Origin of the sequence: Bacillus pretiosus (genome assembly GCF_051294775.1) — a bacterium.
Lineage (GTDB): Bacteria > Bacillota > Bacilli > Bacillales > Bacillaceae_G > Bacillus_A > Bacillus_A wiedmannii.
This window is the reverse complement of sequence record NZ_JBPPHF010000002.1, coordinates 230781-249860: the sequence shown is the minus strand read 5'-3', so window position 1 is coordinate 249860 and position 19080 is coordinate 230781. Positions and strand designations below refer to the sequence as shown.

27 protein-coding genes and 2 pseudogenes are annotated in these 19080 nt (G+C 34.6%); 10 read left to right on the top strand and 19 right to left on the bottom strand.

Features of this window, described 5'->3' with window-relative positions; genetic code table 11:
* Window positions 1-39: 39 nt before the first annotated feature.
* Both ytrH and ytrI read left to right on the top strand, forming a co-directional pair.
* Complete coding sequence (gene ytrH / locus ACSG5Z_RS09535; RefSeq protein WP_073516695.1) at window positions 40-453, top strand: sporulation membrane protein YtrH; 414 nt, start codon at window positions 40-42, stop codon at window positions 451-453.
* Entirely contained in the window at window positions 450-953 is a 504-nt protein-coding gene (gene ytrI / locus ACSG5Z_RS09530) for a sporulation membrane protein YtrI (protein WP_046958744.1), read from the top strand. Before ytrH ends, ytrI begins: the two co-directional genes overlap by 4 nt.
* 51 nt (window positions 954-1004) lie before the next feature.
* Here the strand turns inward: ytrI and ACSG5Z_RS09525 are convergent, their stop codons facing one another.
* Window positions 1005-1937 (bottom strand): DHH family phosphoesterase, encoded by a 933-nt coding sequence (locus tag ACSG5Z_RS09525; protein WP_087985387.1) that lies wholly within the window; start codon window positions 1935-1937, stop codon window positions 1005-1007.
* Between the two features lie 237 nt (window positions 1938-2174).
* On the opposite strand from ACSG5Z_RS09525, the gene ACSG5Z_RS09520 reads away from it, so the two are divergent.
* Window positions 2175-2471, top strand: coding sequence for a YtpI family protein (locus tag ACSG5Z_RS09520; protein ID WP_088064553.1), 297 nt, complete (start codon window positions 2175-2177; stop codon window positions 2469-2471).
* Window positions 2472-2489: 18 nt separating this feature from the next.
* On the opposite strand, the gene ACSG5Z_RS09515 is transcribed toward ACSG5Z_RS09520, so the two are convergent.
* The 4 genes from ACSG5Z_RS09515 to ACSG5Z_RS09500 all read right to left on the bottom strand — a co-directional run bounded on the left by ACSG5Z_RS09515 (window position 2490) and on the right by ACSG5Z_RS09500 (window position 5705).
* The gene (locus ACSG5Z_RS09515; RefSeq protein ID WP_142291818.1) at window positions 2490-2753 is read right to left on the bottom strand and encodes a DUF3949 domain-containing protein; all 264 of its coding nucleotides are present in this window, start codon (window positions 2751-2753) and stop codon (window positions 2490-2492) included.
* An 89-nt stretch (window positions 2754-2842) separates the two neighbouring features.
* Window positions 2843-3784 carry a phosphotransferase enzyme family protein gene (locus ACSG5Z_RS09510; protein ID WP_435711352.1) on the bottom strand — a complete coding sequence of 314 codons (942 nt, stop codon included), beginning with the start codon at window positions 3782-3784 and terminating at the stop codon, window positions 2843-2845.
* A gap of 135 nt (window positions 3785-3919) precedes the next feature.
* On the bottom strand, window positions 3920-4243 hold the full coding sequence (locus ACSG5Z_RS09505; protein WP_088064555.1) for a hypothetical protein: 324 nt from the start codon (window positions 4241-4243) through the stop codon (window positions 3920-3922).
* Window positions 4244-4391: 148 nt separating this feature from the next.
* Window positions 4392-5705 (bottom strand): CBS domain-containing protein, encoded by a 1314-nt coding sequence (locus ACSG5Z_RS09500; protein WP_000201566.1) that lies wholly within the window; start codon window positions 5703-5705, stop codon window positions 4392-4394.
* A gap of 244 nt (window positions 5706-5949) precedes the next feature.
* On the opposite strand from ACSG5Z_RS09500, the gene ACSG5Z_RS09495 reads away from it, so the two are divergent.
* Window positions 5950-6111 carry a hypothetical protein gene (locus tag ACSG5Z_RS09495; RefSeq protein ID WP_060486545.1) on the top strand — a complete coding sequence of 54 codons (162 nt, stop codon included), beginning with the start codon at window positions 5950-5952 and terminating at the stop codon, window positions 6109-6111.
* A gap of 40 nt (window positions 6112-6151) precedes the next feature.
* On the opposite strand, the gene ACSG5Z_RS09490 is transcribed toward ACSG5Z_RS09495, so the two are convergent.
* Window positions 6152-6835, bottom strand: coding sequence for a metal-dependent hydrolase (locus tag ACSG5Z_RS09490; protein ID WP_435711350.1), 684 nt, complete (start codon window positions 6833-6835; stop codon window positions 6152-6154).
* Between the two features lie 149 nt (window positions 6836-6984).
* On the opposite strand from ACSG5Z_RS09490, the gene pepQ reads away from it, so the two are divergent.
* Window positions 6985-8082: a Xaa-Pro dipeptidase gene (pepQ, locus tag ACSG5Z_RS09485; protein ID WP_000994030.1), complete on the top strand. Its 1098-nt coding sequence runs from the start codon at window positions 6985-6987 to the stop codon at window positions 8080-8082.
* Between the two features lie 29 nt (window positions 8083-8111).
* Here pepQ and ACSG5Z_RS09480 read toward each other — a convergent pair whose 3' ends face one another.
* Window positions 8112-8477 carry a DUF3221 domain-containing protein gene (locus ACSG5Z_RS09480; RefSeq protein ID WP_046958838.1) on the bottom strand — a complete coding sequence of 122 codons (366 nt, stop codon included), beginning with the start codon at window positions 8475-8477 and terminating at the stop codon, window positions 8112-8114.
* 20 nt (window positions 8478-8497) lie between these two features.
* The gene (locus ACSG5Z_RS09475) at window positions 8498-8872 is read right to left on the bottom strand and encodes a hypothetical protein (protein WP_097916527.1); all 375 of its coding nucleotides are present in this window, start codon (window positions 8870-8872) and stop codon (window positions 8498-8500) included.
* Between the two features lie 93 nt (window positions 8873-8965).
* Here ACSG5Z_RS09475 and ACSG5Z_RS09470 point away from each other — a divergent pair, with 93 nt between their 5' ends.
* On the top strand, window positions 8966-9793 hold the full coding sequence (locus ACSG5Z_RS09470) for a DUF2785 domain-containing protein (RefSeq protein WP_098089195.1): 828 nt from the start codon (window positions 8966-8968) through the stop codon (window positions 9791-9793).
* 13 nt (window positions 9794-9806) lie between these two features.
* Here the strand turns inward: ACSG5Z_RS09470 and ACSG5Z_RS09465 are convergent, their stop codons facing one another.
* The 7 genes and pseudogenes from ACSG5Z_RS09465 to ACSG5Z_RS09435 form a co-directional block, all read right to left on the bottom strand.
* Window positions 9807-10013 carry a hypothetical protein gene (locus ACSG5Z_RS09465; RefSeq protein ID WP_001248904.1) on the bottom strand — a complete coding sequence of 69 codons (207 nt, stop codon included), beginning with the start codon at window positions 10011-10013 and terminating at the stop codon, window positions 9807-9809.
* 63 nt (window positions 10014-10076) lie between these two features.
* On the bottom strand, window positions 10077-11090 hold the full coding sequence (locus ACSG5Z_RS09460; protein WP_000087170.1) for an anti sigma factor C-terminal domain-containing protein: 1014 nt from the start codon (window positions 11088-11090) through the stop codon (window positions 10077-10079).
* Window positions 11071-11580 carry an RNA polymerase sigma factor gene (locus ACSG5Z_RS09455; RefSeq protein WP_435711349.1) on the bottom strand — a complete coding sequence of 170 codons (510 nt, stop codon included), beginning with the start codon at window positions 11578-11580 and terminating at the stop codon, window positions 11071-11073. Before ACSG5Z_RS09455 ends, ACSG5Z_RS09460 begins: the two co-directional genes overlap by 20 nt.
* Before the next feature lie 122 nt (window positions 11581-11702).
* Window positions 11703-12047, bottom strand: coding sequence for a DUF6176 family protein (locus ACSG5Z_RS09450; RefSeq protein ID WP_435711348.1), 345 nt, complete (start codon window positions 12045-12047; stop codon window positions 11703-11705).
* Between the two features lie 2 nt (window positions 12048-12049).
* A pseudogene (locus ACSG5Z_RS09445) lies at window positions 12050-12838 on the bottom strand (GNAT family N-acetyltransferase).
* A complete protein-coding gene (locus tag ACSG5Z_RS09440; RefSeq protein WP_435711347.1) occupies window positions 12835-13167 on the bottom strand; it encodes a cupin domain-containing protein in 333 nt (110 codons plus the stop codon). The pseudogene ACSG5Z_RS09445 and the gene ACSG5Z_RS09440 overlap by 4 nt, the downstream one beginning before the upstream one ends.
* A gap of 44 nt (window positions 13168-13211) precedes the next feature.
* Window positions 13212-13640 (bottom strand): hypothetical protein, encoded by a 429-nt coding sequence (locus tag ACSG5Z_RS09435; RefSeq protein ID WP_088064561.1) that lies wholly within the window; start codon window positions 13638-13640, stop codon window positions 13212-13214.
* Window positions 13641-13770: 130 nt separating this feature from the next.
* Here ACSG5Z_RS09435 and ACSG5Z_RS09430 point away from each other — a divergent pair.
* Both ACSG5Z_RS09430 and ACSG5Z_RS09425 read left to right on the top strand, forming a co-directional pair.
* Window positions 13771-14035, top strand: a pseudogene (locus ACSG5Z_RS09430) (helix-turn-helix transcriptional regulator).
* The gene (locus tag ACSG5Z_RS09425) at window positions 14032-14457 is read left to right on the top strand and encodes a hypothetical protein (protein WP_435711346.1); all 426 of its coding nucleotides are present in this window, start codon (window positions 14032-14034) and stop codon (window positions 14455-14457) included. The pseudogene ACSG5Z_RS09430 and the gene ACSG5Z_RS09425 overlap by 4 nt, the downstream one beginning before the upstream one ends.
* Window positions 14458-14508: 51 nt before the next feature.
* On the opposite strand, the gene ald is transcribed toward ACSG5Z_RS09425, so the two are convergent.
* Together ald and ACSG5Z_RS09415 are read right to left on the bottom strand one after the other, a co-directional pair.
* Window positions 14509-15642, bottom strand: coding sequence for an alanine dehydrogenase (gene ald, locus ACSG5Z_RS09420; protein ID WP_046956217.1), 1134 nt, complete (start codon window positions 15640-15642; stop codon window positions 14509-14511).
* Between the two features lie 213 nt (window positions 15643-15855).
* On the bottom strand, window positions 15856-16647 hold the full coding sequence (locus ACSG5Z_RS09415; RefSeq protein ID WP_060486605.1) for an SDR family oxidoreductase: 792 nt from the start codon (window positions 16645-16647) through the stop codon (window positions 15856-15858).
* Between the two features lie 147 nt (window positions 16648-16794).
* Between ACSG5Z_RS09415 and ACSG5Z_RS09410 the strand changes: the two genes are divergently transcribed.
* Window positions 16795-17253, top strand: a complete 459-nt coding sequence (locus ACSG5Z_RS09410; RefSeq protein WP_001066680.1) for a universal stress protein — start codon at window positions 16795-16797, stop codon at window positions 17251-17253.
* Window positions 17254-17519: 266 nt separating this feature from the next.
* Here the strand turns inward: ACSG5Z_RS09410 and ACSG5Z_RS09405 are convergent, their stop codons facing one another.
* The gene (locus ACSG5Z_RS09405) at window positions 17520-17942 is read right to left on the bottom strand and encodes a VOC family protein (RefSeq protein WP_088064563.1); all 423 of its coding nucleotides are present in this window, start codon (window positions 17940-17942) and stop codon (window positions 17520-17522) included.
* Window positions 17943-18040: 98 nt separating this feature from the next.
* Window positions 18041-18736, bottom strand: a complete 696-nt coding sequence (locus ACSG5Z_RS09400; RefSeq protein ID WP_435711345.1) for a hypothetical protein — start codon at window positions 18734-18736, stop codon at window positions 18041-18043.
* A gap of 94 nt (window positions 18737-18830) precedes the next feature.
* Between ACSG5Z_RS09400 and ACSG5Z_RS09395 the strand changes: the two genes are divergently transcribed.
* Window positions 18831-19010 carry a hypothetical protein gene (locus ACSG5Z_RS09395; RefSeq protein ID WP_046956214.1) on the top strand — a complete coding sequence of 60 codons (180 nt, stop codon included), beginning with the start codon at window positions 18831-18833 and terminating at the stop codon, window positions 19008-19010.
* The last annotated feature ends 70 nt before the right edge of the window (window positions 19011-19080 follow it).

Sequence of the window (19080 nt, the reverse complement as noted above, 5' to 3'; positions counted from 1 at the left end):
TGTACCCTCTCTTTACCAATCTGACTACTTTTATTATAGGTGATGAGGAAAGCGGAAATCAAAACATACTTCTTATACTTTGTCCATATATATGAAGAAGAAAGGGGAATGACGATGGATGTAAGAGAACATACTTTTTTCTCTCTGCTTATTATTAGTTATTTTATTGCCTTTGGGGTTATACTTGGTGGTTCATTAATTGGTGGATTTGGTGCATTTCTTATCGGAAAACCAACTCTAACTTACATTAATCAATTCGCCCAAAATTTAAGAATTTGGGCACTCGTTGCAGCAATTGGCGGAACATTTGATACTTTTTATAGCTTTGAAAGAAGTTTCTTTGGCGGAGATATGAAAGATATTGTAAAACAAATTCTCCTTATTTTTTTCGCAACGGGTGGTATGCAAACAGGTCTTACTATTATTAAATGGCTAACGCAGGAACATGTATGAGAGTACCAAGTGCCAATACAGCAAAAAAATGGTATTTAGTTTTAGCTGGTGCTGCTGTTGGAGGCGTGTTGAGCTGGTTTGTTTTTTTGTACATATACGGTGTTTTTCAAGAAGAACAAGCTAGTAAAATAGCAGAGCAACGAGAAATTATAGAAAAACAAGAAGCAAAGCTCCACGTCCTTCTCGAAGATCAAGAAAAATTGAATACAGAAAATAAACGGCTCTTAACTATTCAAGAGATTAAAATAAAACTTATAAATCGAGAAAAATACGATTTAGACAACCTTACACTCGAAAATATGACTACGTCTATCCATAATGACCTCCAACATCTTTTAACGAAAAACATTCAAAGTATAGCAAAAAATAAAGACCTACTCAAAAAGGTAATCGAAAACAAAACGTACAAACATTACGATCGGCTATACCGTTTCAAAGTCGATACGATATCTTTTGATACAGTGCTTGAAATTAGCATTACGATAGAGAAAGAAAAATAAAGAAGGAGGGCTTTAGCGCCGCTCCTTCTTTTCGTTCTCATATATAATCTCTTATCTACACAACTCACGTAAATCAGCAAAAAGACGATCCGCTTCTTCCCAAGAAGATGCTTTTGCACCAGAAGCCATCGGATGCCCTCCGCCATTATATTGCATTGCTAATTTATTTATCACTGGTCCTTTTGAGCGAAGACGAACACGAATCACATCGTCTTCCTCTAAAAATAGAACCCAAGACTTTAATCCATCAATATTACCAAGTGCTCCAACAACACCGGATGCCTCAGAAGGAAGTACATCAAACTTTTCTAACACTTCTTTCGTTAATTTAATGTAAGCTGCTCCTTCTTCTACCATCGTAAAGTTTTGTAAAATATAGCCGTTTAAACGAGCAATCTTTTCTTTCGTCTTATACATTTCATTATATAAATCTGTGAACTTCACATCCATATCAACAAGCTCACTTACATAACGAAGTGTTTTCGCTGTTGTATTCGGGAATAAGAAACGACCTGTATCCCCAACAATCCCCGCTAAAATAAGACGAGCTGCTTCTTTCGTTATCTGTAATCCTTTATCTTTTCCATAACTGTAAAACTCATAAATCATTTCACTTGTAGAACTTGCTGTCGTATCTACCCACGTAATATCTCCGTACGGATCTTCATTCGGATGATGATCAATTTTAATTAACATCTTCCCTTTTGCATAGCGTTGATCGTCAACACGTTCTTGGTTCGCAGTATCACATACGATAACAAGTGCATTTTCATATACACTATCTTCAATATCATCCATTACTCGTAAATATTCTAGTGAAGGTTCATTGTACCCAACCGTATAAATATTTTTCTCTGGAAACGATTCTTGTAGAATTGTACCAAGACCTCCCTGTGAACCTAACGCATCTGGATCTGGACGCACATGACGATGAATAATAATTGTATCAAACTCTTTAATTGCTCTTAAAATTTGCTCATGCATATGTATAATCTCCTTTTTACTCAACTTCTTCACTTTAACGTGCAGTAAAAGCCCGATTGGTGCGGGCAAATCATTAGCGTAGAAACATCCTCACACTAATTAAAGTTTCACTTTATCCTCCATTATAACGGAAAGTATTTCATACATGCGAACAATTGCTTTATAATAAAAGTTAGAAAGTTTAGATATTTGTTTTTCTCTACTATTATTTTTCACAAAGCGATGGGAGCGTGCATTATGCCAGTATTAGTCTTCTGTATTATCGTCTCATTTATGTTGTACCTCTTCTACAAAACAAAATACTTTCGTACAAACCGCCCAATGGAGAAAGGTTGGCTCTCAGGAAAATCCGCAATGGCACTTGGTTCATTCGTCTTATTCTTTGGGATAAACCAATTCTTTTTAGAACTTTCAACCGCTCGAATTATCGTTGGTGTTTTATTTGTTCTATTTGGTAGTGCAAGTGTATTTAATGGATTTCGCCAATACAAACATTTCTTACCATTAGCAGTTGAAGAAGCTAAATCTGTCTGAATCAGCGCAAAAAAAGCATCAACATTGTGATGCTTTTTTACGTCCCTTAACTTTTAAAATCATATATGCAACAAAAGCAGAAGGTATATTAAAGGGGTTGCCTTGTACGTGAAAATGTAATTGTTCTTCTTCAAAAGACATTTTTTCATATAGTTCTCGCTGAGATAATCCTGTTCGTTTCTTTTTTTCATGTAAACCTTGTAAGTATAAATATTGAAACGGTATCATCACAAGAAAGTAAAATAGTGCGATTCCACCAAAGAAGAGCACTTCTGATGACATATTGCATACCACCTTCCTAAAATCCATTTCCTTACAATTCAATTGTAACATAGTATAAACTCTAATTAAATTAATATTCTGTTTTTTATTTATACAATTGTCTCACCACATAATTCCTCTTCAGCATACTGAACATATCGCCGAATAAAAGCACCGGGATCTTTTCTAATAGGCTCGATATCAAGCCTTAACGGAATCTTTCCCGCCATATAAAAAATTCTCGAAGCAGTCCCAAGTCGAATAGCTGTTTCCGAAATATTTTCCCCATATCCCATCATGAAATTCCCCCATACAACTTCTAACTGTCCCGAAGCAATTAAATGTAATCTCGGAACACCAATATCAAACTCTTTATACCCAAATCCACATTCATCAAAATCAAGTAAATACCAATCCTCTTTGTCTACAAGAACATTACCAAAATGCATATCACCGTGAACAAATTGTTTTTCTCCTAGTTGAGTTGAATTTGCGAGTTCTTGTATTCTTTCTGCAATTCTTATGCATTTATGCTTATCCGCATGCGATAGAAATGAAGCATTTAGTAATCGTTGTAAAGGCTCGTGGATTATCTTTTGCTCACTATATATAGGCCTTTCATAACCTCTCCAAGTTTGCGGCACTCTTTTGAGCACTTCATTTGTTTTTTCATGAAACTTTCGCATTAATGATCCGAGTTTTTCATAGTCCCTATCCCTTGGTTCTAAAATTTCACTTCCGTTTATAAACCTAAAGACAACAAAATACTGGATATTCCCTTCATCTTTCATAATAGGTGTGATTAAATCACCACTTTTATTGACAACTACTTCTGGTACTAACATTTGTTTTTGTATCGCTATTAACCAATGTATTTCAGCTTCTATTTGCTCGGCTGTATAACGTCCCTCTCTATACTGCCTCACTACAAATTTATTTTTGTCCGATTCTAATATATATGTTTGATTTTCTCCCCCATGTAACAATGAAACTTTCGTAAAACTATTAAAATTATATTGCTTACATAACTGCTCTTTAATGTAAAAATCCATTCTTCTCCCCCTAGTTCATATAGTGAAGCGTAGTTTCCCTATCCAATTACACTATTATTATCTCTTAATGATTAGTAGCGTAAGCTTTCTTATCAACTAACAACCAATTTTCTATCCGTACTCATACATATCCTTCTATTTTTTCACTTCTCTATCCGAACTCTTACGTAACTTAAACAATAGCTTCAAAATCCAATAAAACAAAATAAAGTTAAAGAAAAAACCTAATGGATTAAACCAACATTCCCACACACCATAATAAACAAACGTTTCAGCTGGTACACCAAAGTAAAGAAAATCCGGCTCATTTTCTCCTGATATAGGAATCAAGGCACCTATACTAGCAAGAGTCAAACTTACAAAATACAACCTCTTTTTAATAGCATTCATTCTTCTATGCGTTAAAACATGAATAATGATGAAACATACGACCACTAAAAAGAAAATGATTCCGCCCATTCACTTCCTCCTTATCGCTATGCCATTTCCGCATCTTCGAATTTTTCAGTATTTTTATTATACATATGAAATGATACGCTATTTATTTTTTGTTTCTATCCTTTTAAATAAAAAAATGGAACAAACCAAAGCGGTCTGCTCCATCTTTTTATTTATCGATCAACTGCACCATAAGTAATGCTTTCCCGACAACATTACCTTCATGATGCACTTCTACATCAACCTTACCAAATTTACGTCCAATTTCTAATACTTTCGGATGAACCGATACAACATTGTCAATTTGAACTGGTTTTACGAAATAAATTGTTAAGTTCTCAACAATTAAATCACTCTTCTTTTGCGCACGAATAACGCGATTCGTTGCTTCCGTCACAATTGTTGTGAATACACCGTAAGATAACGTTCCGATTGAATTCGTCATTTGCGGCGTCACTGAAAATTGATATAAATGTTCATTTTTCGCTTCTTTCGGCGTCATAAATTGATTCGTTACAATATCATCGATTGTTTCGCCGACTTGTGGTTGACGCTGAATCATTTGCAGTGCCTGAAGTACATCTTGACGACTAATAATTCCTTGCAGTTTATTTCCTTCATCAACAACTGGAAGTAACTCAATACCTTCCCACACCATCATACGTGCTGCAGCTGCGACAGACATTTTACCGTTTACCGTAATTGGATGCTTTGTCATCACTTTATCAATTGGTGTTTCTTTCACGACACCAATCATATCTTTTGAAGTTACGATACCTAACACCTTTTTATTTTCATCAACAATTGGATAACGTCCATGCATCGTTTCTTCATTGTACGCATGCCATTGCTGCACTGTATCATTCGGCTTTAAATATAACGTCTCTTCAATTGGCGTTAAAATATCTTCAACGAGGACAATTTCTTTCTTAATAAGCTGATCGTAAATTGCACGGTTAATTAACGTCGCAACTGTAAATGTATCGTAACTACTTGAAATAATCGGCAGTTTTAATTCGTCTGCTAATTTCTTCACATGATCTTCCGTATCAAATCCGCCCGTAATTAATACCGCAGCTCCGGCTTCTAACGCTAATTGATGTGCGTTCGTACGGTTACCGATAATAAGTAAGTTTCCAGCTTCTGTATAGCGCATCATCGCTTCTAATTTCATTGCCCCGATTACGAATTTATTTAACGTTTTATGTAGGCCCTCTCTGCCCCCAAGTACTTGACCATCGACAATGTTAACGACTTCTGCATATGTCAGCTTTTCAATATTCTCTTTCTTCTTTTGTTCAATTCGAATTGTTCCGACACGTTCAATCGTACTAACATATCCTTTATTTTCTGCATCTTTAATTGCACGGTAAGCTGTCCCTTCACTTACACTCAAATCTTTCGCAATTTGCCTTACAGAAATTTTATGCCCTACTGGCAGGCCATTAATATGTTCTAAAATTTGGTTATGCTTGGTAGCCAAATGGTTTCACCATACTTTCTTTTCCCTAAATTCTTCATGTGTTGTATTTTCAGTATACTATATTTTCAAAACTGTTACACTCTCTCTTTATATATCTGTACTATTTTTTTTACAACAAAATACGCCTTACATGACACTACTTCTTCTATTACAACAATGTAATGGTATTGTCATCTCGTTCGATAGTTTGTCCAGCCGCTTCAATATACAATGAAGACAAGAAATGAAACAAAGGAGCGGATATATGATGAAAAAATTATTAGAAGTTGTAGGTGCTGTATTTTTAGCTTTCGTAGACGGAAAAAAAGTTGCAATGGAATTGAATGAAACACCTGAACAGCCACTTCCAAAAAGAAAAAAATCATCAAAACAAGTACAACCTTTAAAAGCTGTCCTACACACGTAAAAAACCCTTCACTTGTCTTTTCAAATGAAGGGTTTCTTTTCTATAGTGTAATACTTTCTCCAGCTTCTAATACTTTTCCTGTACAATTTTGTAGCTTTTCTACAAATTGATATGGGTCTTGTTCAATTACTGGGAACGTATTGTAATGCATCGGCACAACAGTTTTCGCCTGAACCCATTTTGCTGCTAAAACAGCATCTTCTGGCCCCATTGTGAAATTATCGCCAATTGGTAAAAATGCTATATCAATGTTATTCAGTTCCCCAATTAATTTCATATCAGAGAATAGAGCGGTATCTCCTGCATGGTATACAGTTTTCTCTTCTGCTGTAAATAAAATACCTGCTGGCATACCTGTATATGTAATCGTCTTATTTTCTTCATCAATATAACTAGAACCGTGGAATGCTTGTGTAAACTTCACTTTTCCGAAGTCAAATTCATGCGAACCACCAATATGCATCGGATGTGTATTTACACCTTGCCAACTTAAAAATGTCGCTAGTTCAAATGGTGCCACAACAACTGCATGATTTTTCTTCGCAAGCTCTACTGTATCTCCAACATGATCACCATGTCCATGCGATAAAAGAATTGCATCTACTTTGACATCTTCAGCCTTTAAATCCGTTGTCGGATTTCCAGTTAAAAATGGATCAATTAAAATCACTTTTCCATTCGTTTCAATCTTTACAACTGAATGCCCGTGATAAGATACTTTCATTACTACATTCCTCCCCTATTCACATTCTCATTTTTTATTCTACATGATTTTTCAATTCCCTGTCTTTTCTAACATCTATTTACTTGTCATAACGCTTTCTTCCGATGTAAAGTTATATTTGTAATTAAATATCTCGGGGGTGCCAATCGATGAATGCTAGATTAGAAAATTTAATGCAATGGCTAAAAGAAAAAAACGTAGAAGCTGCGTTCTTAACTTCTACACCGAACGTTTTCTACATGACAAACTTCCACTGCGAACCACACGAAAGACTTCTTGGTATGTTTGTATTCCAAGAAAAAGAACCTATTTTAATTTGCCCTAAAATGGAAGAAGGTCAAGCGCGTAACGCTGGCTGGGCACATGAAATTATCGGATTTACTGATACTGACAGACCATGGGATATGATTGCAAAAGCAATTAAAGACCGCGGCATCAATGCAAATGCAGTTGCAATTGAAAAAGAACATTTAAACGTAGAACGCTACGAAGAATTAACAAAGTTATTCCCAAATGCAGCTTTCAAATCAGCTGAGGAAAAAGTTCGTGAACTTCGTTTAATTAAAGATGAAAAAGAACTTTCTATTTTACGCGAAGCAGCTAAAATGGCGGACTACGCTGTTGAAGTTGGTGTAAATGCAATTAAAGAAGATCGTAGTGAGCTAGAAGTATTAGCAATTATTGAACACGAATTAAAAACAAAAGGCATACATAAAATGTCATTTGATACGATGGTATTAGCAGGTGCAAACTCTGCTCTTCCACACGGTATTCCAGGTGCAAATAAAATGAAACGCGGCGATTTCGTACTATTTGATTTAGGCGTAATCATTGAAGGTTATTGCTCTGACATTACACGTACAGTGGCATTCGGTGAAATTTCTGAAGAACAAACTCGCATTTATAACACTGTACTTGCTGGACAACTACAAGCAGTTGAAGCATGTAAACCAGGTGTTACACTTGGCGCAATCGACAACGCTGCTCGTTCTGTTATCGCAGATGCAGGTTACGGGGACTTCTTCCCACACCGCCTTGGTCACGGACTTGGAATTAGCGTACACGAATATCCAGATGTAAAAGCTGGTAACGAGTCTCCATTAAAAGAAGGTATGGTCTTCACAATCGAGCCAGGTATTTACGTACCAAACGTAGGTGGCGTTCGTATTGAAGATGATATTTACATCACAAAAGACGGATCAGAAATTTTAACGAAATTCCCGAAAGAATTACAATTTGTGAAATAATAAAAAAGGCAGCGTGATTGCTGCCTTTTTTATTTCTCTACTATTTCAAATTTCTCTACAATCATTTTTGCTGGATAGCTTTCAAGCATTTGAGAAAACCATACTTTTATTTTATCCCCTGTTTTTAACTGTTTATATGCGCCTTTATCTTTAAAGCTCAAAACTATATGTGATGGATGCTCTTTATTTATTTGTTGTTCCATATAATGTTGCAATTCTACTTTTGTATTAAACGTTTTATCATCAACAAAAAATACCGTGTCATTTCTTACTATGACATACCCCTCTTCAGGTACTTTTTTTACCGCTACTTGCTCTACTTGTTTTATATCACACGCTGATAATATGATTAGAAATACACTTAAAAACATAAAGTTTTTCATACGCCTATTCATTTTTAACTCCTTACTCTAGGCTATTTCAAATTTAACACCATCTTCTCCTCATACTTATCATCCCATTTAATCACAACCTCTATCGGTTCATCTTTAGATAGAGGCGCACAACTTACACAAGAAGACTTCATTTCAATCCTTGCTCCTTTATGAACTTCTGAAGTTTGCGTCATTGCACTAAAGGTTTCATTAATAGCAATCTCTAAATTTTTAAATTCTGTATTTCCATCTCCGCCCTTATACTGAAACGTAAACATTCCATCTTCACTGTCATCCTTAATATATCCTTTATATTGCCCCGTCCAACTTTTGCTCTCACTAGAAAAAGTAACATACGAAATCGAACAACTTCCTAAAAAGAAAATACTAATAAAAAAGAATAATGCTCTCTTCATAATGCCCATCCATTCAAAAGCACTTATTTATTGTCTATTTCTTCCTCTTATTATATTATAAAAATACAGAATTTTCTAAAACAGGAGGTTTATATGTTACAACAACAGTTAGAAGAAATTCGTAATAATAATTACATACTGAATAAAACACTTAACATTGATTCTTTAAGTTCCAATATGCTTGAGCATATCGGTGTTACCGATAGCTATTTAAGAGACAAGCTCATCTACTCTACTTTTTATCATCTCATCAAAAAGGACTACATTTCACACACACAATTAGAGAAACTATTATTAGAAAGCATGAGTGAAAAATATTTATTGTATAAAATTCATTCGGATGACGAAGATGCTGTATTTACCCGCGCATTTACGACATTATTACTTGCGCTCATTATTGATGCTGATACAAAATATAATTTCTTATCACAGAATGATATTTTAACTGTAAAAGATCAATTGATTCTATATATGAACAATGAACATGATTTCCGTGGATATGTTCAAGACCACGGCTGGGCACATAGTATCGCTCATGCTTCTGATACATTTGAAGCGCTTGTTCGTAGTCCTAAACTGGAAACTTTACATTACGAAGAAATATTACAAACTTTATTAAACAAAGTTTGTGTCCATTCTATTTACTACAAATATGAAGAAGACGAGCGACTCGTTTATCCGATTGTCTCAATGCTACAAAATAGTCTAAAGGAAGACGTACTCATATTAGCCCTTCATGACTTAGTAGCTCAATTACCAGTCCAAAAACAAACACTACATATTGAATCATACGAGTTTCTATACGGAAATATAAAATCTTTCCTTCGCAGCTTATTTTTCAGACTACGTACACTTTCTATATGTGAAGAAACCGAATGCGAAATTGAAAAATTGCTACGAGAGCTTCCAAAATATTATTAAAAAAGAAGGCCACTCAAAAAGTGCCTTCTTCTATTTCACTAATATTTAATTGAAATTTCACGATCCAAACTGAGAAAAGGTGGACAAGAATCGCAAACGCCATACATGCTCCGCTTAAAAAAGTTAGTATAGGATGCGAATACACGTGCCCTAATCCATAAGATATCGCCACGAAAAACATTGTTATGTAAATATAAATTGCTCCATGTATTTGCCTCATATTAACCTCCTTTTCCCATATTATAACATAAATTTTCTGATTATTCACATTAATCTCTTGTAATCAATATTTCTCAACTGTTACACCTCTAACAGCAGCCTTAATATACGGTGCTCCTTGTAAACTTTGTAAATCCTCTGTTTTTCCTGTTACAACTACACCGTATATTGGTAGGTCTTTTGGTTTCGTATTTTTTATTTCTTTATAATATTGTTCAAAATAATCACTTGGTATACCTTCACTATTTTTTGCTAAATACTTCATTTGGTATAGAAACTCTTTTGAGTTTATTGTTACATCATTTTTCACATCTTCTTTTACTTTTGCATAACTCCCTTCAAATCCAAAAACATTTTTAGCCATTTCTGCATTTAATATTGCGCCATTTTTAGGATCTTTTAGCCCTACATAAGAATCACTTTTCTTTTCATTATATGTATCTACCCAAAACCAAACTGGCTGTACACTTTTGGGAAGCATCTCAGTAATTTGTTCAACTGTATACGATTTATCAAAAGATAAGGCTACTTCTGCAACTTTATTTTGCAAATCCCCAATATTTTTCAGGTCATCCACATAATTTTTATAAGTAACGAAAGGTAAATAAAACCTCATTTCTCTTTGCATTGTTTGTACATTATAGTCTGGTATCGCAACAGCCTCTTCACCCCTTTTTTCCTCATCTAAACTAACAAGCTCACCATTGTAGTGCTTCATACTATAATCCCATATTCCAGATTCATATATATCATTTACCCATTTTACTGGTTGGCCAGCTATATTTTTATACGAGTTATATATTACCGTACTCCCTGTAACACCGAGACTTAAATACATACTTCCACTGAAACGAATATTAGGACCTTGAACCCTATGTAGTGCATTCATTTCTCTTTCCATTTTTCTAAACGTTTGCTGAGAAAAATACGCTGCTCCCAAAAACAAACTTACTATAACAATAATGGACGCACAAATAGAAATAAGCCAATTTCTCCAAAGTTGCTTCCGCTTCGCTCTCTTCATCAAAACTTTCATCTGCTTATCATCCATATTCAAATCAAAGTCTTTCCGACTCATCGTTTCTCCTCCTATACAATTTTTTAAATTGATTTCTTGCACGGTACAAACTTGTTTTTACTGTATCTTCTTTCATACTTAATAAAATGGCAATTTCCTTATAAGATAGTTCATATTCATATTTCAACAGTAAAATATGACGATAATCCTCCATCATCGTCTCCAATATTTCTTGTACCTCGCCTTGTAGTTCACTTGTTAAAAGCACTTCATCTAATGACTTTTGGCCAATAAGAACAACAGATTCAATCGCAATGGGATTTAGCCTTTTTTCTTTCCGATATAAATCTCGGTGTTGATTGATTGCAACCCTAAAGAGCCACGGTGTTAAATGCTCTAACGGTATTTCCTCCATAAGCAATAAAGCTTTATACAGCGTATCTTGCACAATATCTTCCGCTTCTTTTCTATCTGCTCCAATCTTAATTAAGTATCCAAACACAGCTTTTGACTTCTCTATTAATAACGATTCAAACGTATCATGACTCATTCTGCTCTCCCTTCTATATACTCAACGTTTGAGAGCGTAAAATGTATACAGCTTTTCTATAATTTTTTTCAAAATAAAAAGCACACCTACCTTGATGTGCTTCTCTCAAAAATACTATTCTATTATTTCATCGCTTCCTTCACAACATCTTGAATCATAACAACTTCTGTTTTCATATCAACAGATGGTGCTTCTTCATCAATACATTCATGCCAAAATTCTAAGTGCTTTTTATCAATTTCATGATGAGAATTTTCGACAAGAGCCCCGCCTTCTCCTTGCACAGAATACCAATATAAGCATTCTTCTCCATCTCTTATTTCCCGGAAAATTGTCTCAACGTACATCTTTTCGTCGTTTAGTGTCAAAAGCACTTCTTTCATATTGTCATTAAGAAGCTGCATCCATGCATCTACACGCTGACTTTTACCTTGTTTCACTTTGAATCTCGTTAACTCTACATTCATTTTTATTCCCCCGTTTTCTTGCGTACAAACAATCTATATTCTATTGGATGATTAAAACTTAATTTACTAGCTAGTTTTTGCGAAGGAATATTGTCTACATAACAATCCCATCACGGTGTAATATCATTTTGCATGCAATGTTCAATGAACCGTGTTGCAACAGCTTGTGCTAATCCTTTCCCTTGATATGCTTTATGCGTCACAATATCAATTTCAGCAAATCCATTCCCATTAAATATCGAAACACATTCAGCTACAATCATCCCATCTTGTTCTATACAAAATCCGAAACCACCGTTCAAAAATAGCTCTTTTGATCCCCAATATTCTTTATAATACTCCTCTGTAAATTCATTGCTTCGTTCTATATCACTTTTATCAATACGCTTCACTTCATATGTATTTTTGTTTGCATCTCGTTTTCTCTCTTCAAAAATTTCTCGTTGAAATTTCATTCGCAGGATGTTCCGAAGTGTATTACTAAAACGCTCTTCTAACTTCATTTCCCACTCGTCACTCGAAGTGAACAATGTAAATCTCTTCTCTGTTTTTTCAATAGCCATTTTTAAATACGCAAATAAATATTCGTTATAATTGTGATCATCCGTATCACCAAATACATAATAGATACCGTTAGCTGTACGAATTAATCCTGCTGTTAACTTCTCGTTTGTAAAAACTTCACCATCTATCATTTGATCACATACCGCATAAGCAAACGTCGTCGTTTTTGTATGACTTTCTAAAATCGGAAAGATTTTTCTATACTCAGCTACAGATAATTTTTTCATAACTGCTCCACTTTAATCGTATCAGCTTCTATATTTTCAAAACAAAGATTTACTGTTCTCTTTAATGCTCTCGTTCTATGAATCGTGCATGCTGGAATTAAGATAGAATCATTCGGCTTTAAAACTGCTGTTTCTCCATCTTCAAAATCGATAAGTAATTCTCCTTCTAATACAATGAATAATTCATCCGAATTAGAATGATAGTGCCAATCATATTCACCAGTAAATACAGCGATTCGTAAGCAATGACTATTTACATTTGAAACCACGAAGTTTTTATGTTGATTTTGAATGTCCTTTGTTAATTCTATTAAGTTCACAGTTTCCATCTTTCGTCCCACCCTTTCATTAGTCGTTCTTCTGAAAAAACAACTTAGTCTCCACCACCTCCGCAATCTCCTCCACTATCACTTGAGCTGCTACAATCGTTGCTACTGTAGTCACCGAATCCACTTGATGAGCTTGAAGCATCTGAAGATTTTTTTCTCATTTTTCTTTGCTTATCGTTCTTACTTTCATAACTAGGCCACACTTTATTAAATAATATAAAGAATAAGACTAGCTCTATTGCGACAAGGAGATACCCAAAAACATTCTCAATAATATTGGGTGTTATCCCAAAACTGTAAAACACCCTAGCTGAATAAAGACACAAAATTACATACAGAGCCATACAAATATACCGAAATGTTTTCTCTATCATAATGACTATTTTTTGTGATAGAGGTATGTTCTGTTCCTGTTTTTTCTTCATATACTTTTGTCTTTTAACTTGCCTTTTCTTCCGCTTTTTACTCCCCATTAAATCTCCTCTTTCGACTTCTTTTTTCATTTAATTCCAAATTATCACAAAAAATAACATTATAACAAGCTATATTTCACGTAAAGTTTTGTTTACTTTTTGTAAAGTTTTATCTACTTATTACCTAAAAATGGATATAGTAAATGTAACAAATTTACAAAAAGGAGACTTTGTATATTTGATTAAAAATAAGGTGAAACAATTCCGCGTCGTTAGAGACATCACCCAAGAACAATTAGCTTCCTCTGTTCAAATCCACTAGACAATCCCTCATCGCTATCGAGAAGAATAAATACAACCCGAGTTTAGAATTAGCATTGAAATTATGTGAGTTTTTCAACTGTAAAGTAGAAGATTTATTTCAATTAGATAAAACTGGGGAGGAAAAAGAATGAAAAACCCTTTTAATCAAAAGTTCATTTCGCATCTTACCTTTTTATTGTTAGGTTCAACTTTTCTTTATTTCACTAGTAATGATGAAGAAAAAATTACTTCTGTCCTTCTATTCGCTGGCGTATTTATACTCTTAGACTCGATACTATTCGTAGGGAAACAAATATTCTTTAAGAAAAAAAAGAGCGATCCCGAAAAATATCCATTACCTGAGATGGATGAAAGAATCGAGAAGATGAGTTTAAAACTTATGGCGCAAATTTTTGGTCTCTCTCATTTAATCGGTTCTGCGATACTATTTATTTTATATATCACTGACAAAAATTCGATGATACGAGTTGAGTATGCCTTGTATTACTTATTCGGCATTCTTTTCTTTACAATGATGTTCGGATTGAAACTTGTAAAGAAACTAGACAATTAATCCAAGCAAAAAGCCCCTCCTTACAAAAGGAGGGGCTTACATGTATTTCTATTATGATAAAGCAGGAGCTTTTTCAAGAAGCTCTTTCGCATCAGCATATTGTAAACCGTGTGCTTCTGCAACTGCTTCGAATGTTACATATCCGTCTAATGTGTTAATACCTTTTAATAATGCAGTGTTGCCTAAGCAAGCATCTTTGTAGCCTTTGTTCGCAATTTGTACTGCATATGGTACCGTTACGTTTGTTAATGCAAGAGTTGATGTACGTGGAACTGCTCCTGGCATATTAGCAACTGCATAATGAACAACGCCATGTTTTTCGTAAGTTGGGTTGTCGTGAGTTGTAATACGGTCAGTTGTTTCGAAAATACCACCTTGGTCAATCGCGATATCTACAACGACAGAACCTGGTTCCATTGATTGAATCATTTCTTCTGTTACAAGTTTTGGCGCTTTTGCACCTGGAATTAATACCGCTCCAATAACAAGGTCAGATTCTTTTACAGCTTCTGCAATGTTGTATGGATTAGACATTAACGTTTTTACTTGGTTACCGAAAATGTCATCTAGTTGACGAAGACGCTCTGCACTTAAGTCAATGATTGTTACATCTGCACCTAAACCTACTGCAATCTTAGCTGCGTTTGTACCAGCTTGACCACCGCCGATAATTGTTACTTTGCCGCGTTTTACCCCTGGAACGCCTGCAAGTAAAATACCTTTACCGCCTTTGTTTTTCTCAAGGAATTGTGCACCGATTTGTGCAGACATACGACCAGCTACTTCACTCATAGGTGCAAGTAATGGTAAAGAACGATTGTCTAATTGCACTGTTTCGTATGCAATTGATACAACTTTGTTATCAATTAATGCTTTCGTTAATTCTGGTTCTGGAGCTAAGTGTAAGTATGTGAATAAAATTAAACCTTCGCGGAAATAGCCGTATTCACTTGCAACTGGCTCTTTTACCTTCATAACCATATCTTGATTCCATGCTTCTTCAGCAGTTTCAACAAGTTTCGCACCAGCTTGTACGTATTCTTCATCTGTAAAGCCTGATCCTATACCTGATCCTTTTTGAACAAAAACTTCATGACCATTTTGTACTAAATGTACCGCTCCCGCTGGCGTCATTGCCACACGGTTTTCATTGTTTTTAATTTCTGTTGGAATACCGATACGCATTATTAGTTCCCCCTTGAGTTATGAAATGACCCCTGAATCATTTTTTAAAGCGCTTTCTACGCTCTTATATTTTAACATAATATCTCAATATTTGACAAAAAATAATACAAGTTTTCCGATAGATTTAATCTTACATTAAAGGACAGTATTATCCGCACCTCTCAGCGTAAAGGATAAACTGTCCAATTATTCAAAACTTCACCTTATTTCGCTCTATCGATGTCTATGAATAACATCTACTGCACCAGTTACTTCAATAATTGTACCGGTAATCATATCGGAATCGTCTTCACATAAAAACGAAATCGTTCTTGCGATATCTTCACCTGTTCCAGATCTACCAATTGGTGTTTTATGTTCTTTCAATTGACGTGCTTCTTGAATTGTCGCTTCTTTCATTTCACCAATAATATCACCAGGACATACCATATTTGCAGTAATACCATATTCTGCTTCTTCGTAAGCAATTGTTTTCGTTAATGAAACAAGTCCTACTTTCGCTGCTGCAAAAGCTGAACGATAAATCCATCCCGGTGCGCTATCTGCCCCTTGGAATCCGTAATTAATAATACGGCCAAAGTTCTGTTTTCTCATAACCGGAACGACAAGTTTTAATAAATGAAATACCGCTGTTAAATTACCCTGAATCATTTCATTCCATTCGTCTTCTTCATAATCGACTAACTTTTTTCGTTCAAATACATATGGACCAGCATTATTAATTAAAAAGTCAATTTTACCAAAACGGCTTATCGCTTCTTCTACTATTTTATGTAAATCTTCCTTTTTCGTGACATCCGCTTGCACGAATTGTAGACGCTCTTCCATATTTTTATATGTTTCTTTCATCGTTTCCATAGCAGTTATATCGCTATGATATGTTACTGTTACTGAATACCCTTTAGCCAATAACTTTTCTGTTACTTGCTTTCCTAAACCTTTCGTACCGGCTGTAATGAGCGCGTGTCTCACAAACATGCCTCCTTTTAAATTGCTATACTTCATATGTAACAAGTTCTCGCCTCAATTACAACTAAAATGAATTAAAGCAAAGTTTTCAAAATTCTGTAACGTTTCTGGCAAGCACATTACCAAAATTTGCTTTATAATAAAGTTGTAAACGGTAATAAAAATGATTGGGAGGAATTTACTATGAATAATACATATACAAATATTTTAATCGCGGTGGATGGTTCTAAAGAAGCAGAAAGAGCTTTTAAAAAAGCAATTCAAGTCGCAAAACGCAACAATGCAACATTAACAATTGCTCATATCGTTGATGTAAAAGCATACTCAGCAGTAGAAGCTTATAGCCGCGCAATTGCTGAACGTGCAAATCTATTTGCAGAAGACTTATTAGAAGACTACAAAAAAACTGCGCTTGAAGCTGGCCTTGAAAAAATTGAAACTGTATTAGAATTTGGTAATCCTAAATCTAAAATTTCAAAAGAAATCGCTCCAAACCATAAAGTAGATTTAATTATGTGTGGTGCAACTGGTTTAAATGCTGTTGAGCGTTTCCTAATTGGTAGCGTCTCTGAACATATTATTCGCTATGCGAAATGCGATGTCCTTGTTGTTCGTGGTGATGAGGAGCAAGGTGATCTTTAATTCATAAATAAATCACCAAGTCCACATGTTTTACTGGTGGATAAGGGAAATGAAGCTTTAGGCTTGAATGAACAATAAATACATGTTGCTCAACAATGATAAAAAAGGAGTGGGTAATCCACTCCTTTTTTTCACGAATGTGTAAGAAGAATAAAGATGTTTCATTTTACTCATAAAAATAAATCTTCTCTGTTTTTCTCCACTCTTACATGGATTTTAAAATCCTCATTTTTTAATTGATTTTCTAATCAAGTTTAAACTGTATTCTACTTAATTCTTTGAGTAATTGGATGGTCATCTTTTAGTTGTAACAAATCCCATAAATTCCCGTACAAATCCTTGAATACTGCAACTATTCCATATTCTTGCTCTTTCGGCTCTCTCACAAATTCTATTCCTCTTGAAATCATTTCATTATAATCTCTCCAAAAATCGTCAGTATTTAAGAAAAGAAAAACTCTGCCGCCTGATTGATTACCGATAAAGGAATCTTGCTCAGGTTTAGATGCTCTAGCCAGTAATATTGTGGTGCCGACTGAACCAGGAGGAGATACCACTACCCATCTTTTGTTTTGCTCTGGCTGATATATATCTTGGACTAGTGTGAAATTTAGTTTCTTTGTATAGAACTCTATTGCCTCATCGTAGTCTTTTACTACTAATGCGATATGAACTATTGATTGAACCATTATTATCCCTCCTATTATTACTGAATAAGCAAATTATAGTATAACATTTCTTGCTTTAATCTATCTATTAGCTTAATAACACAGGCTCTTGTTTTTCTTCATTTCACATACTTCACTATAAATACAAAACAAACAACCACTACAACAGCTACTGCCAACACATATGGCGGTAAGAACTTCAAAGACCATAATGCCATCATGATAGTCGCAACCATTAAATACGATTGTCGTGCATCTTCTGTCATTTTTTTACGAAGGCAGAATACATACAAATAACCGATTGGCGGCGTGATAAAGCAAAGAATATATATAATTTTAGATTTCAAATACCATTTTTGTTCCCCGAGCTTCTGTATATCTTCTTCTATTCTCTTATGCTCTTGCTCTCTCGCTTCTTCTACAAGCGGATTTTCCTCTTCTCCTCGCTTTTCTTTCATATAAGGAAGAAAGTGCACGAAAAAATAGTATGCAAATACGAACGCTCCAAATCCAATATTTAATCTTTCTAACGGAATATGCTCACTAAAAAAAACAGCAGCAATCACTAAAGAAAAACAATACGTCGTCATCCAAAATGAACGTTTTCTCTTTTTCCGTTCCATTTCTTTTTTATCTTGTACATGTTTTCTTTTCGAAAGCCATATCGAAATACAGCAATCTACTACAAATAGAATAAAGATAAATATCCCAACGTGTACTGTTTCTACATCCTCAAATGAAAAGATATTTGGGAATGCAACATGTAATACAATTAGCGTGTACAAAATTATCCCTATAAAATAAATACGTCTCATTTTCCATTCCTTTCTTATTTCCTAACTTTAGGTTAAGATACATTTTTTAGAAATAGACGGACAAAATATATATGTTAAAAAAGGAGGATGCTATATGAATGATTCTGAACGTATTATTTTAGATGTGAACGGGAAAGAGCTCGAAATGTTAGATACAATCCGTACACATTTTAAAGAAAAACATGGTGTGGAACTAAGTAATGGTGCATTACTTAGAGATTTGATGGATATTGAGTATATTCGAATTACGGAAGATCGACATAAGTATGATTAACTTTAAGCAATAAAAATCACAAAAAAGGTACGCTTCTCTCTACTAAGATTCGCGTACCTTCTGCCCTATA

Coding starts and splice junctions, on each gene's coding strand:
- ACSG5Z_RS09450 (WP_435711348.1), bottom strand. CDS start 12,047: ATGAATGTAGAGTTAACGAGATTCAAAGTGAAACAAGGTAAAAGTCAG.
- ACSG5Z_RS09515 (WP_142291818.1), bottom strand. CDS start 2,753: ATGTCATCAGAAGTGCTCTTCTTTGGTGGAATCGCACTATTTTACTTT.
- ACSG5Z_RS09475 (WP_097916527.1), bottom strand. CDS start 8,872: ATGAAGAGAGCATTATTCTTTTTTATTAGTATTTTCTTTTTAGGAAGT.
- ACSG5Z_RS09465 (WP_001248904.1), bottom strand. CDS start 10,013: ATGAGGCAAATACATGGAGCAATTTATATTTACATAACAATGTTTTTC.
- ald (WP_046956217.1), bottom strand. CDS start 15,642: ATGCGTATCGGTATTCCAACAGAAATTAAAAACAATGAAAACCGTGTG.
- ACSG5Z_RS09455 (WP_435711349.1), bottom strand. CDS start 11,580: ATGAGTCATGATACGTTTGAATCGTTATTAATAGAGAAGTCAAAAGCT.
- ACSG5Z_RS09410 (WP_001066680.1), top strand. CDS start 16,795: ATGAATAATACATATACAAATATTTTAATCGCGGTGGATGGTTCTAAA.
- ACSG5Z_RS09405 (WP_088064563.1), bottom strand. CDS start 17,942: ATGGTTCAATCAATAGTTCATATCGCATTAGTAGTAAAAGACTACGAT.
- ACSG5Z_RS09400 (WP_435711345.1), bottom strand. CDS start 18,736: ATGAGACGTATTTATTTTATAGGGATAATTTTGTACACGCTAATTGTA.
- ACSG5Z_RS09425 (WP_435711346.1), top strand. CDS start 14,032: ATGAAAAACCCTTTTAATCAAAAGTTCATTTCGCATCTTACCTTTTTA.
- ACSG5Z_RS09510 (WP_435711352.1), bottom strand. CDS start 3,784: ATGGATTTTTACATTAAAGAGCAGTTATGTAAGCAATATAATTTTAAT.
- ACSG5Z_RS09520 (WP_088064553.1), top strand. CDS start 2,175: ATGCCAGTATTAGTCTTCTGTATTATCGTCTCATTTATGTTGTACCTC.
- ACSG5Z_RS09440 (WP_435711347.1), bottom strand. CDS start 13,167: ATGGAAACTGTGAACTTAATAGAATTAACAAAGGACATTCAAAATCAA.
- ACSG5Z_RS09435 (WP_088064561.1), bottom strand. CDS start 13,640: ATGGGGAGTAAAAAGCGGAAGAAAAGGCAAGTTAAAAGACAAAAGTAT.
- ytrI (WP_046958744.1), top strand. CDS start 450: ATGAGAGTACCAAGTGCCAATACAGCAAAAAAATGGTATTTAGTTTTA.
- ACSG5Z_RS09415 (WP_060486605.1), bottom strand. CDS start 16,647: ATGAAGTATAGCAATTTAAAAGGAGGCATGTTTGTGAGACACGCGCTC.
- ACSG5Z_RS09460 (WP_000087170.1), bottom strand. CDS start 11,090: ATGAGTCGGAAAGACTTTGATTTGAATATGGATGATAAGCAGATGAAA.
- ACSG5Z_RS09480 (WP_046958838.1), bottom strand. CDS start 8,477: ATGAATAGGCGTATGAAAAACTTTATGTTTTTAAGTGTATTTCTAATC.
- ACSG5Z_RS09525 (WP_087985387.1), bottom strand. CDS start 1,937: ATGCATGAGCAAATTTTAAGAGCAATTAAAGAGTTTGATACAATTATT.
- ACSG5Z_RS09505 (WP_088064555.1), bottom strand. CDS start 4,243: ATGGGCGGAATCATTTTCTTTTTAGTGGTCGTATGTTTCATCATTATT.
- ACSG5Z_RS09470 (WP_098089195.1), top strand. CDS start 8,966: ATGTTACAACAACAGTTAGAAGAAATTCGTAATAATAATTACATACTG.
- ACSG5Z_RS09490 (WP_435711350.1), bottom strand. CDS start 6,835: ATGAAAGTATCTTATCACGGGCATTCAGTTGTAAAGATTGAAACGAAT.
- ACSG5Z_RS09495 (WP_060486545.1), top strand. CDS start 5,950: ATGATGAAAAAATTATTAGAAGTTGTAGGTGCTGTATTTTTAGCTTTC.
- ACSG5Z_RS09395 (WP_046956214.1), top strand. CDS start 18,831: ATGAATGATTCTGAACGTATTATTTTAGATGTGAACGGGAAAGAGCTC.
- pepQ (WP_000994030.1), top strand. CDS start 6,985: ATGAATGCTAGATTAGAAAATTTAATGCAATGGCTAAAAGAAAAAAAC.